A 13,135-nucleotide genomic window follows, 5' to 3' on the forward strand; every position below is an offset into this window, starting at 1 on the left:
CGCGGCATATAACCGGCGCCTACTCCATAGAGGACCTTGCTTGGAATGAGAAGACCAATACCCTGCAAGGTCGATCTGAAACCGTTCCGGGGGCTGACTACACGCTCTTCCTCCACCTCCCGCCGGGCACCCCGCCGACTGTGAATGTGACGGCCACGGCCGGCGGCAACCCGCTTACGGTCAGGCAGGAAAGGACAGGGGACCTCTTGTCGGTGACTTTCAAGAGCCAGCAGTCTCCAGTTGCCTGGCAGGCCAAATTTTTTGGAGAAAAGAAACCATGAGATCAATTGTTGAATGTTTCGCTACGGCCCTTAGTCACTGCAGAGGCTGAAGTAATTTGAAAGGAAATTGAATACACACATGAACAAACTCACAACCTTCACCCTCGCCGCTTTGCTATTGGCACCGCTGGCCGTGATCCACGCCGTCGAGGTGAAAAACCTCCGCTGCGAGTATTTGGAAAATCCGCTCGGCATCGATGTCGCGAAGCCGCGGCTGAGTTGGAAGATAGTGATCAGTGATCAGCCTGCCCTGCGTAGCCATGGGCTGCAGGGGGCGAAGCATGGGCCATCAGTGATCAGTAAACAGCGAGGCGTCAAGCAGACGGCCTATCAGATCGTCGTCGATGGCGTCTGGGATTCGGGCAAGGTCGCATCCGACCAGTCGGTGGCGGTGGAGTATGCCGGTCCGGAGTTGAAATCCCAGACACGCTACGACTGGCGCGTCCGGATTTGGGACGAGAAGGGTGTGGCCGGGGAATGGAGCCCGCGCGGCCGATTCGTGACCGGCGTGCTTGGCAAGCCCTGGCAGGGGAAATGGATCACCGGGGAATACGGTGCGACCACCGCCAAGGGCATCGGCAGCACGCCGCCAAGCCTGCCGGTCTTCAAGCGTGACCTCATTCTCGAAAAGAAAGTCGCCGAAGCGGTGCTGAGCATTTGCGGCCTGGGACACCACGAGCTGTTCCTCAATGGCACGAAGGTCGGCGACGACCTGCTCGCGCCGGGTTGGTCGGGTTACCGCAAAACCTGCCTCTACGACACCTTCGACCTGACGGATCAACTGCGGAACGGAAAGAACGAGCTGCGGGTGATGCTCGGCAACGGCTTCTTCAATGTCACCGGCGGACGCTACGTCAAGCTGACCGGGTCGTTCGGGCAACCGATGCTGACCATGCAGATGCGCGTCCGCTTTGACGACGGCACCGAACAAACGATCCTCAGCGATGAATCGTGGAGAACCGCCAACGGTCCGATCACCTTCTCCTGCGTGTTCGGCGGCGAAGACTACGACGCACGCCTCGAAAAACGGCTCGATGACGCCAGCATCTGGACGCCAGTCACATTCACCAACGGCCCGGGCGGGGCGCTGACCGGACTGTCCCAGGCTGCCGCTCCCATTGGCGCGATCGAAACACTGAAGGCCGTGAAGGTGAACAAGATCAGCCCCAACCTCTGGGTCTGCGACTTCGGGCAGAACGCCTCGTTCATGCCCCGCCTGAAAGTGAAAGGAGTGGCCGGTGCGTCGGTGAAAATGATTCCCGCCGAACTGCTCGGCGAAGACGGGCGGATTTACGATCCGATGTGCCGCGGCAATTCGTTCTATACCTACACCCTCAAAGGCGAATCCACGGGCGAGACATGGTTTCCCCAGTTCTTCTACCGCGGCGGACGTTACCTGCAGGTCGAGCTGAGCACGCCTGAAGGCAAGCCTTTGCCGGAGATCACAGAGCTGGAAAGCGTGGTCGTGCACAGCAAGGCGAAGCCCGCCGGCGACTTCGAGTGCTCGAACGAATTGTTCAACCGCATCCGCACCCTCATCCGCTGGGCGCAGCGCAGCAACCTGATGAGCGTGATCACGGACTGCCCGCATCGGGAGAAACTCGGATGGCTCGAGCAATACCACCTCCACGGCTACGCGCTCCGCTACGAGTGGGACATGGCCGCGATGTACGTCAAGGGCATGGGCGACATGGCCCAGGCCCAGCTCGACAACGGCCTCGTGCCGGACATCGCTCCGGAATACACGGTTTTCAAAGGCGGCTTCCGCGATTCGCCGGAGTGGGGCTCGTCGTTCGTTATCGTGCCATGGCAGCAATACGAAACCACCGGAGACATTTCCCTGTTGGCCACCTACTTCGACCGGATGAAGCGCTACTGCGATTACCTCGCGTCGAAGTCGCAGGATCTGATCGTCTCGCACGGCCTCGGTGATTGGTATGACATCGGCCCCAAAAAGCCGGGCTTCTCGCAATTGACCCCGATGAAAGTCACCGCCACCGCCTACTTCTTCCGCTGCGCGGACATCCTATCCCGGACCGCGGCCCTGCTCGGAAAAACCGAAGACGCGGAAAAATATGGCGCGCTGGCCGCCAAGATCCGTGAGGCGTTCAACCGGAATTTCTGGAACGAGGAAGCGGGGATTTATTCCACAGGTTCCCAATGCGCCAATGCCGTGCCGCTGGTGATGGGGATAGCCGAACCGCACATGCGGCAACGCGCGCTCGATGCCATCGTCAAGGATATCGAGGCGAAAGGTCTCACCGCCGGCGATGTCGGATTCCACTACCTGCTCCGCGCGCTCTACGAAGGCGGACGCTCGGATGTCATCCACGCCATGACCAACCAGTCGGAGAAACCCGGCTACGGTTATCAACTCAAGAAAGGCGCGACCGCATTGACCGAGGCTTGGGACGCCTTAGCCGGATCCTCCCACAACCACTTCATGCTCGGCCACATCACCGAATGGTTCTACGCCGGACTGGCCGGCATCCAGGCGGACCCCGCCGCACCGGGTTGGAAGAAATTCATCATCAAACCCGCCGTGGTCGGCGACCTGACATGGGTGAAAGCACACTACGATTCTCCCTACGGCCGCATCGTCAGTAACTGGAAACTTGAGGCGGGTAAATTGACGATGGAAGTGACTGTTCCTCCTAACAGCACGGCGACCATATTTGTTCCGGCCAAGGATGCCGCCAGCGTGACCGAATCTGGCAAGCCCGCCACCAAAGCTGTTGGCGTGAAATTCCTGCGCATGGAAAACAACGCCGCCGTGTATGCCATCGGCTCGGGCACCTATCAATTCCAATCTGCGCTCACCAAGACCGCCAAATGAAACACATAAATAAATGAGGACACACATGAACAAACTCACATTCTTCACACTCGCCGCTTTGCTATTGGCGCCGCTGGTTGCGCTGCACGCTGCTGACATCAGCCGGTACAACCTCGTCTGGAACTCGCCCTCGAAAGACCCGTCCGGCGTGATGCCCGTCGGCAACGGCGACATTGCCGCTGGCGTTTATGCTATCGAGAACGGCGACCTGTTCCTGCTCCTCGCAAAGAACGACGCATACACCTACCTCGGCGACATCTTCAAGACCGGCCGTGTCCGCGTGTCGCTTGATCCGAACCCGTTCAAGTCCGGCAAGCCGTTCCGCCAGACGCTCGACCTGCAGACCGGCTCGATTCGTATCGAAGCTGACGGCGTGACGCTACGCATCTGGGCCGACGCCAACCGGCCCGTCTATCACGTCGAGATCAACTCCCCGCGCGAAATTGCCGTCACCGCGCAACCTGAGTTCTGGAAACGATTCGATAGTTGCGACGCCAACCTCGCGGAGAAATCAGACACCGAGCCGACGCAGGATGTGCGGCTGGAACGCCACGGCAAAATCCTCTGGTACTTCCCGGTCGGCGACCGCAGCGTTTATCCCGACGACCTGAAGCACTACAACGTCGAGCACATGGCGGCGACATTTCCCGACCCGTACCGCTTCAACACATTCGGTAACTTGCTGGAAATGAGGTCAGAAGACAGAATTCAGAAGTCAGAAAACGGGGTGCTGACGGGAAAAGGGAGGCAGTTCGATGTTCGCATTCACTCCCTGACAATGCAGACGCCGAAGGCCGAGACATGGATCGAGGCAATTGAAAAAAAGGCCGCTGCTCCCTGCGACGCGAAGAAGGACTGGGATGGGCATGTCAAGTGGTGGGCTGATTTCTGGGACCGGAGCTGGATCGTCGCCTCCGACAACATCGTTCCAGCCGACGTGCGGGAAAAGTTGAATAGTGAGCCCAATGCTGCGGGGCAGCGGACCGAAGAGGACGGCGCGGCGTTGGTCGCACAGAGCTACAATGTCTTTCGTTTCCTGATGGCCTGCCAGAGCCGCGGGCGTGTCCAGACCAAGTTCAACGGCGGCCTGTTCACGCAGCAATTGCTCATCAAAGCCAACTCCAAGAGCAAACGCCCGCACGCCGTCGAGCAGCCCAACGGCATGTTGCTCACCCACGAGGACGACCGTCTCTGGGGACGCCGGTTCACGTACCAGAACCAACGGCTGCTCTACTGGCCGCTCTTGGCCAGCGGTGATGGCGACTTGATGAAGCCGTTCTTCGATTACTACTCGAATCTGCTTCCGATGCGCCAAGCCATCACCAAGGCGTGGTTCGGCCACGACGGCGCCTACTACCGCGAGAACATCGAGCCGACCGGCACCGAGCGCGACTGCGGCGAACAAGGCAAACCCCTCAAGATCAAGCCGGGCGAGAACACGGGACAGGGCTACTACCACAGCTTCTATTTCACCAGCGGCCTCGAAACGACCACGATGATGCTCGATTACGTCAACTTCACCGGCGACACCGCCTTCCGCGACAACGTCCTCGTGCCGTTCGCGCGCGAAGTATTGCTGTTCTTCGACAAGCATTACCCGCGTGACCCCGACGGCAAACTCCGCCTCGACCCGGCCATGGTGCTGGAGACCTGGTGGATCGCCATCAACCCGGCCCCCGACATCGCCGGGTTGCGCTTCTGTCTCGATGAACTGCTCGCGATGAAAGCCGGCACGACGGACGACCAAGCCCGCTGGCAAAAATTCCGCGCCGAGATTCCCGATGTTCACCTCCAGACCATCGAAGGCCGGCAAGCCATCGCCCCCGCGTTGAAGTGGGAGAAGCAGAAGAATGCCGAGAACGGTGAACTCTACCCGGTCTTCCCGTTCCGCTGTTTCGGCCTCGCGCTCGGCACCGCCGACATCGTCGCGTGGACGATGAAACATCGCTCGTGCAAGGACTCCTTCGGCTGTGCCTGTTGGACGCAGGACCAGATCCACTGGGCCTGTGCCGGCGACGCCACCGAAGCCGCCCGCGGTTTGGTGCGGCGCTTTCGCATCGCCTCGACGATGTGCCGGTTCCCGATGTACGGCAACGAAGGCCCCGACTCGTGCCCCGACTTCGATCATTTCGGTGCCGGTTCCGTCGCGCTCCAGCGGATGCTCGTCCAGGAAGCCGGTGAGAAGATATTTCTGTTGCCCGCGTGGCCCGCGACGTGGGACGCTGACTTCAAACTGCACCTGTCACAACGCACGGTTCTCAGCGGCACCGTGAAGGCCGGTAAGCTGACAGCGTGGGACATTCAGCCAGCATCACGGAAAAAAGACGTGCAGGTTGGCCAGCCGCAGCCCGGCAAACCGCCAGTTCCGGCAGTCCAGCTCAACACGCATCCGCTCCGCGCCGGTTCCGGCCAAAACAGTACACGATGAGGCCAACGCTTGAAACTTGAAATTCGTTAATAGCAACCAAGAAATACACACATGAACAAACTCACAACCATCACCCTCGCCGCTTTGCTGCTGGCACCGCTGGCCGCGCTACCCGCTGCCGACGTGACGAACCTGCGCTGCGAATACCTGAACAATCCGCTCGGCATCGATGTGCTAAAGCCACGGCTGAGCTGGGTGTCAGAGGCCGGAAGTCAGGAGTCGGAGGTCAGAGGTCAGAGGCAGACGGCCTATCAGGTATTGGTTGCTTCGACACCAGAGTTGCTGGCCAAAGACAAGGGTGACCTGTGGGACAGCGGCAAGGTGGAGGGCGATCAGAGCATCCAAGTCGAGTATGTCGGTAAACCGTTGACTTCCGGGATGCGGTGTTTCTGGAAAGTGCGAGGATGGTTCACGGTTCACGGTTCAAGGTTCGGAGGTTCAAGGTTCGGAGTGGAGTAAGAATGCAAGCTGGGCGATGGGAGTTCTGAAGCCGGAGGATTTGGGCTCCGCCAAGTGGATCAAGTCGGACCTTGAGCTCGCTGATTACCAGAAGGAGCTTAAGAAGGTGCCGGATCACGATCGGGAGCCCGAAGACTCCATGTGGGAGCGCGCCAAGGGTATCCGCAAGATGACAGAAGGCGTCACCAATGCTCCGGCTGTCTGGTTGCGTAAGGAGTTTTCTGCGGCAGGTAAGCCGTTGCGTTCAGCGCGAGTCTGCATGTCCGGTCTTGGTTATTATGAGTTGTATATCAACGGCATGAAGGCGAATGATCATCACCTCAACTGTGCCCCGTATGACTACGGCAAAGCCGTGCCTTACCAGGTTCACGATGTCAAGCAGCTGCTCCGCGGGGGAGATAACGCCATCGGAGTGATACTCGGGAATGGATATTTCAACCCGGTCATTCCTTCACTGTTGCGGGAATACGCGGCAGATTACATCGACACGCCACGCATGCTGCTGGATATGGTTCTGGAGTTTGAGGATGGTTCCGTGCAGCGCGTAGTGTCGGACTGCACATGGAAATTCACCACAGGCGGGCCGATCCGCTTCAATTCAGTCAGGGCCGGAGAGACGTACGATGCGAGAATGGAGTTGGGCGACTGGAGCAGTCCTGCCTACAGGATGGAAACATGGAAAGACGCCATCGCCGCAGAGGCGCCGACCGGGAAGCTGGTCAATCAGAACCTCCCGCCTGTGCGGAGAATTGCTGAGATTCCGGCGGTATCGGTGGTTAAGAATATAGAGGGTTACAGGTTCGATATCGGCGTGGAATCCACCGGTTGGGCTCGGCTAAAACTGAAGGGTAAGCCCGGGCAGAAGATTATCATCAGGTATCCCGGTTCAGGCAGTCATACCCTTGGGCGTTATCAGGAATGCCAGTACATATGCAGCGGAGATGGGATAGAGACGTACGAGCCCCGGTTTGCGTTCAGCGGCTACCGATTCATTGATGTGTCAGGGCTGGACTATGAGCCAAAACCATCCGACCTTGTCGGATGTCTGGTGGCGTCAGACCTGCAGAGCAGTGGCCGTTTCTCCTGCTCGAGCCCCGAGTTGAACAAGATCCAGGAAGTGATCCTCCGGACGATCCTCAACTATAACATCCAGATTCCTATGGATCCTGTGAGGGAGAAAGTCGCCTGGACGCAGGATGTCCAAAGCAATTTCAAGGCGACCGCCTGCAATTTCGATGTCAGCCGGATATACGCCAAGTGGCAGGATGACTTCATCTGGTCAGTACAGGATGACGGATATGTTCCAACGGTGCTCCCGAGCTGTTTTGACGGTCCGACGATCAACGGGCCCTGGTGGGGCGGCATGATAGTCTTTAATCCCTGGCAGCTTTACCAGTTCTACGGGGACCGCCAAATTCTGGAGCGCAGTTACGAGCCGATAAAGCATTACATTCGCTATCTTGACTCCATTGCCAAAGACAACATCATCACCTGGGGGCTGGGAGACTGGAAGGATACCACCGCTGATTGCAAGCAGGGTTCGAGACCTAATTGCACTACGGTGCCTTTCACGTCCACTTGTGCCTATATGATATACAATGACATCATTCGCAGAACGGCCCTCCTGCTGAATAAGACAGATGATGCCGCCAAGTATGCCGCCAGAACACAGGAGATTCGCGCTGCGATCAACAGCCGCTTTTTCAATGCGGCGACAGGTGTCTATGATAAAGGCTCCCAGACGGGTTATGTGTTGGCGCTCCTCCTGGACGTGCCGGACCAGGTTGACAGGCCCCGCGTTACCGAGAACTTAAAGACTCAAATTGCGCGTGATGGCTTTCACGTCACCAGCGGGTTTGTCGGCATTCCTTTCCTCCTGACATACCTGACGGAGAACGGGATGGGTGATCTGGCCTGGCGTATTGCCACACGACCGACTTATCCGGGATGGTATGACATGATATTCACGCTCAACAACAGCGTTCTCATGGAGGACTGGGCGGGCAAGCTGGTGCAGATGCCGTCGCTCGCCGCGCCGATAGGCGAGTGGTTTTACCGATGCCTTGGCGGCATACGTCCTGATGCTCCAGGCTTCAAACGCATTGTCATCCAGCCATATACAGACACTCTTGACTGGGTTAAATGTGAGCACGTGAGCCCCTACGGCCTTATCAGGAGCGACTGGCAAAAGAAGAACGGAGTCATTACCATGGATGTCATGATCCCGGCCAACACCGCTGCCACCGTATATGTTCCGGCAAAGGCGGAGAAAGATATCACTGAATCAGGGAAATCCATTGCGAAAGCCAAAGGCGTAACGTTTTTAAAGATGGAAAATGGAGCAGCGGTGTATGCCGTCGGGTCGGGAGCATACAAATTCGAGAGCACATGTAAGTAGACGGATCATCACTGTAGAGAGAGAATTCATATGAGAAGAATGGCAATTGCAGTATTGTTGGGACTGTTGATTTCTAATGCCACCGAAGCCGGTTGGTTTAAGGCAGATGTGAAGCCGGCGGACCTGCGGTGCGAGTATCTGAAAGACCCCCTCGGTATCGACGAGGCGAAGCCGCGGCTGTCTTGGATAACAGACAACAGACAACAGACGACAGACAACAGGGGTCTTAAGCAGACGGCGTATCAGATTCTGGTGGCGAGCTCGGAGGAACTGCTTAAGGAAGGCAAAGCGGATCTGTGGGACAGTGGGAAGGTGGAGAGTGATCAGAATATCAATGTCGAGTATGCGGGTAAACCGGTGGTATCCGGGAAGAGGTGTTTTTGGAAAGTGAAAATCTGGTTCACGGTTCAGGGTTCAGCGGTTCAGGGGTCGGAGTGGAGTCAGGTTGCAAGCTGGACGATGGGGTTGCTGAAGCCGGAAGATTTTTCCGCTAAGTGGATTACCCATCTGGCCCCGACGCGCCTCTCGCATCCCTGGCTGCGTCGGACCTTTGAGCTGAAGGAAGATGTGAAACGGGCGGTGGTTTATGTTAATACCGCGTCATATTATGAACTGCGCATCAACGGCAAAAAGGTCGGTCCGTATGTGCTGGAACCGGGCATCACACAGGTGGATAAGCGGTATATCGTCAATGCATACGATGTGACCTCCCTGTTGCGCAAGGGGAGTAACTGCATTGCCATCTGGATGGGCCCTGGCTGGCATCAGCCGCGTAACGGCAACACTTATAATGCGCCGATTCTGCGCGCACAATTGAGTGTTGTTACTCCATCCGGTCCGATGGTGATCGGGACTGACGCAAGCTGGCGGGTGAAAGAGAGCTGTATTTCGCAGTTAGGCGGCTGGTGCTGGAATAACTTCGGCGGCGAGCGTTTTGACGCCAGGGAGTTTGTGGATGACTGGGACCAGGTTGGCCTTGATGATTCTACGTGGGCGCAAGCCCGTGAAATACCAGCGCCGCAGGTTGCGCATTCATGGCAGGGATGCGAAAGCGCGCGCCTGAGTGATCCCGTGAAGCCTGTTGAGATTCGGCGACTGCAAAATGGCAAGTGGGTGATTGACTTCGGTCGGCCCCTGACCGGCTGGATGCAGCTGAAGATCCACGATCTCAAAGCCGGGCAGGAAGTTCAGATCCAGTACGCCGATATCGATGACAACCTCAACGTGCGCAAACTGGCATTCATGGCCAATGCCGATGGATTCCAGGACTTCAATCAGAAGGATGTTTTCATCAGCGCCGGGAAAGGTGCTGAAACATTCTGTTCAAAATTCAATTTCCACAGTTTCCGGTATGCTGTCATCTCCGGACTGGAGCGTGAGCCTACGGTCAACGATGCGGAAGCCATGATGGTCGAGCCTGATCTTGTATCTGCAGGATCCTTCGAATGCTCGAACGATCTTTTCAACCGGATTCATGAGGTCACGCGCTATACGCTGCGCACCCAGAATCCGTGCCTGGCACTGGGCACCGGGGAGGCACGAGAGAAAACGGCTTATGGCGACGGCGGAGCCCATCTCTCCGGATATCTTTATAACTTCACATGTGACGCCAATCTGAAAAAGTGGATACTTGACTGGAGCGATGCCCAGCGGGAGGACGGCTGGTTCAGGCACACGGCGCCGTCTTTTGAGGACCATGGCGGAGGTCCGGCATGGGGAGGGCAGGTCTCGGAACTGGTCCGGCGGATGCATCTCTATTACGGGGATCGAGGCGTTGTCGAGCAGATGGTTGACAAGCTCAGAAAGTATGTCGATTTTCTGGAAAGCAAAACCCGCGCTGACATCCTGCGGTCTTATACACCGACCAAGCGTGAGGAGGCCTGGATGTTTATCGGCGATTGGGCGCGTCCCGCAGCGTCCGCTGGCCAGGGCTTCAACATGGACCAAAAGGATGAACGCGAGTTTTTCAACAACTCCTACCGCGTGTTGCTGTGGCAGCAGTTACAGGACTTTGCCGCAGGCATCGGCCGCACCGATGAGGCCAGGCGCTGCGGAGAGCGGCTGGCGGTGATCCGTCCGCTTGTTCACAAGACTTTCTATCAGGAGGACAAGGGCGCCTATCTTTACAGCAGCCAGAGCAGTCTCGCGATGGCGCTTTATGCGCGAATCCCGCCGCCTGAGTTGCGTCCGAAGATCATGGCGCAATTGGAGAACATGATTGTGGTGGAGAAGCAAGGCCATCTCGACACCGGCCTGCTGGGAACATTTGTCATGCTTGATCTGCTGATCCAGGAGAACCGGAATGATCTTGTGGATCTGATCATGGGGCAGACGACGTATCCCGGGTGGGGATATCTGGTCAAGGAATTGGGTCTCAAGACATGGCCTGAAACCTGGAGCGGCTGGGGCAGCCATGTGATCCTTGTCACGGCCACGCCGGGCTCATGGTTCTTCGAGGGGCTGGCTGGCATTCTACCCGATCCCACGAATCCCGGGTTCAAGCACTTCACCATCCGCCCCGGCATCGTCAAGAGTGTCGAATGGGTCAAGTGCAGTTACAATTCCCCCTATGGAAAAATTGTCAGCAACTGGAAACGAGAAGGCGATAAACTCACGATGGAGGTGACGATTCCCGCCAACACCACCGCCACCGTTTGCGTTCCCGCTAAAGACGCCGCAGGGGTCACCGAATCCGGGGTTAAGATCGGTGAGGCGAGGGCGCCTGCCCCGAGCAATGTCGAAGGGGTGAAGTTCCTGCGGATGGAGAACAACGCCGCCGTGTATGCGGTCGGCTCGGGAACCTATCATTTTGAATCCATGCTTAAATGAAATTATAAAAAAATGAACATGTTGAATAGGATACTTATGGCGGTTGGTTTGTTGGCGCTCGGCAGCGGTGCGTTGGCCGCTGGCGACCTGGAAAAGAATTTTGTCAATCCGCCGGACTCGGCAAAGCCGTCCGGCTATTGGTGGTGGCTCAACGCGAATGTCGATCGTGAGGCGATTACGCGGGACATGGAGGAGTTTTCCGCCAAGGGGACCGGCTCAGCGCTGTTAGTCTGCAGCGGCAACTGGGGCGGTCCGAATAATGTCCGCGGGCCGGCATTCCTCTCGGATGAATGGCGTGAGCTCTACAAATTCGCGCTCAAGGAAGCCAACCGGGTCGGGATCAAGGTGGATGTCAACCTCGCGCCCGGGTGGAACATGGGCGGACCGTGGGTCACCCCGGACAAAGCCTGCCGCTGGTTCCTGCAGTCGGAAACGAGTGTGAAAGGACCTCGGAAATATTCAGAAAAACTCCCGCTGCCGGGAGTCAAGGACGGTTATGATTTCCCTCCGCAGCTTGGAGTCGGGCACAGCATGAAACTTCTCTTCGAGGAGGTTGATTACCGTGACACGGCGGTTGTGGCCTTCCGCACGCCGACGGGAAGTCGTCCTGCCGCCCGCGCTGATTTGCCGGCCAAGAGCAACCGCCAGGATGCCGATTGCTTCATCGCCTCGGACAAGGTGATGTCTCAGACACTTGCGCCATGGACCACCACGACGAATGATCAGCCGGTCCGTGTGGAGGATGTCGTAGACCTGACGGCCCGTCTGAAACCTGACGGCACGCTGGAATGGGATGTGCCCGAAGGGGAGTGGACGATTCTGAGGACAGGGCATCGCATGACTGGCGCCCAGCTCAGCGTGCCGATGCACGGCCAAGGCGGTCTTGAAAACGACTATTTTGATCGCGCCGGTGTCGATCTTATGTTCGAGAAGGTGGGCAAGGTTCTCGTCGCGGACGCCGGGCCGCTCGCTGGTACCACGCTGCGAGGTTTTTGTGAAGACAGTTTCGAGGCCGGCTATCCGAACTGGACCGCGAACATGCTGAAGCATTTCAAGCGTTACCGCGGTTATGATCCGACACCTTATTTGCCGGTCTTCAAGGGGTGGATCGTTGGAAGCGCCGAGATCTCAGAGCGCTTTCTCTACGACTACCGCAAGACGGTGGCCGATTGTTTTGCCGATGAACACTATGGCCGATTGGCTGAGCTTTGCCGTAAACACGGCATGGTGACGCGGTGCGAGTCAGCAGGCCCGAGTTGGTCGGGAACGGTCTGCATGGACGGACTCAAGAACCTCGGGCGCACCGAAGTCCCCCAGGGCGAGTTCTGGGAGGACGGGACCTTTGTGGAGAACAATCAGAACAAGGTGGCCAAGATGCCTGCGACTGCCGCCCATATCTACGGCAAGCGTTTTGTCGCGGCTGAAGCACTGACTGACGCCAGAGAAGGCGCGCGTTGGGGAAAAGCGCCGTCACACTTCAAGCCGACGGTGGACCGCGCGTTCTGCGAAGGCATTAACCAGGTCGTCTTTCATACCATGACCTGCCAGAAGCCTTCGGAAGGCAGGCCCGGCCTTGAGTATGGCGCGGGCACGCATTTCAATCCGAATGTGACCTGGTTAGACCCTTTGCCAAAAATAATTTCCGAAACCCTCACGAAAGACCGTTACGACTGTTTGAATCACTCGACACTCGCGAATCGCTAGCCCTCACCAGCTCCCTAATCCCGATACTTGCACGCTCGAAGAACTCGAAGTTGCAATGGATTGTGGATGTGATAACAAGGTGTTCCGGCGTCTCAACGCCATCCATTTATTGTTAGTCGGTGCGGGTTACGACATTGTGCTGCGCAACAGTCGCGTCAGCGACCGGATGTTCCGGCTCTGGATCTCCCGCTTCAATGCAC

Annotated in this window: 7 protein-coding genes; all 7 read left to right on the forward strand. The window is 57.6% G+C overall.

The window, feature by feature from the left end; all coding sequences use genetic code 11:
- On the forward strand, window positions 1-281 hold a 281-nt coding region (locus tag AC4DF4_RS15165), incomplete at its 5' end, for a hypothetical protein (RefSeq protein ID WP_490048954.1).
- 79 nt (window positions 282-360) lie between these two features.
- Window positions 361-3,117: a family 78 glycoside hydrolase catalytic domain gene (locus tag AC4DF4_RS15170; RefSeq protein WP_490048955.1), complete on the forward strand. Its 2,757-nt coding sequence runs from the start codon at window positions 361-363 to the stop codon at window positions 3,115-3,117.
- A 25-nt stretch (window positions 3,118-3,142) separates the two neighbouring features.
- Window positions 3,143-5,545: a DUF5703 domain-containing protein gene (locus AC4DF4_RS15175; RefSeq protein WP_490048956.1), complete on the forward strand. Its 2,403-nt coding sequence runs from the start codon at window positions 3,143-3,145 to the stop codon at window positions 5,543-5,545.
- Between the two features lie 51 nt (window positions 5,546-5,596).
- Window positions 5,597-6,004 carry a glycoside hydrolase family 78 protein gene (locus tag AC4DF4_RS15180; RefSeq protein ID WP_490048957.1) on the forward strand — a complete coding sequence of 136 codons (408 nt, stop codon included), beginning with the start codon at window positions 5,597-5,599 and terminating at the stop codon, window positions 6,002-6,004.
- A gap of 16 nt (window positions 6,005-6,020) precedes the next feature.
- Window positions 6,021-8,402, forward strand: coding sequence for a family 78 glycoside hydrolase catalytic domain (locus AC4DF4_RS15185; RefSeq protein WP_490048958.1), 2,382 nt, complete (start codon window positions 6,021-6,023; stop codon window positions 8,400-8,402).
- A gap of 39 nt (window positions 8,403-8,441) precedes the next feature.
- Complete coding sequence (locus AC4DF4_RS15190; protein WP_490048959.1) at window positions 8,442-11,231, forward strand: family 78 glycoside hydrolase catalytic domain; 2,790 nt, start codon at window positions 8,442-8,444, stop codon at window positions 11,229-11,231.
- A 12-nt stretch (window positions 11,232-11,243) separates the two neighbouring features.
- Entirely contained in the window at window positions 11,244-12,935 is a 1,692-nt protein-coding gene (locus AC4DF4_RS15195) for a glycosyl hydrolase (protein ID WP_490048960.1), read from the forward strand.
- Window positions 12,936-13,135: the final 200 nt, after the last annotated feature.

This window comes from Luteolibacter sp., from assembly GCF_058122085.1.

What these genes read in the sequence shown, in the direction of transcription:
- AC4DF4_RS15185 (WP_490048958.1), top strand. Translation starts at nt 6,021, where the DNA reads ATGGGAGTTCTGAAGCCGGAGGATTTGGGCTCCGCCAAGTGGATCAAG.
- AC4DF4_RS15175 (WP_490048956.1), top strand. Translation starts at nt 3,143, where the DNA reads ATGAACAAACTCACATTCTTCACACTCGCCGCTTTGCTATTGGCGCCG.
- AC4DF4_RS15190 (WP_490048959.1), top strand. Translation starts at nt 8,442, where the DNA reads ATGGCAATTGCAGTATTGTTGGGACTGTTGATTTCTAATGCCACCGAA.
- AC4DF4_RS15195 (WP_490048960.1), top strand. Translation starts at nt 11,244, where the DNA reads ATGAACATGTTGAATAGGATACTTATGGCGGTTGGTTTGTTGGCGCTC.
- AC4DF4_RS15170 (WP_490048955.1), top strand. Translation starts at nt 361, where the DNA reads ATGAACAAACTCACAACCTTCACCCTCGCCGCTTTGCTATTGGCACCG.
- AC4DF4_RS15180 (WP_490048957.1), top strand. Translation starts at nt 5,597, where the DNA reads ATGAACAAACTCACAACCATCACCCTCGCCGCTTTGCTGCTGGCACCG.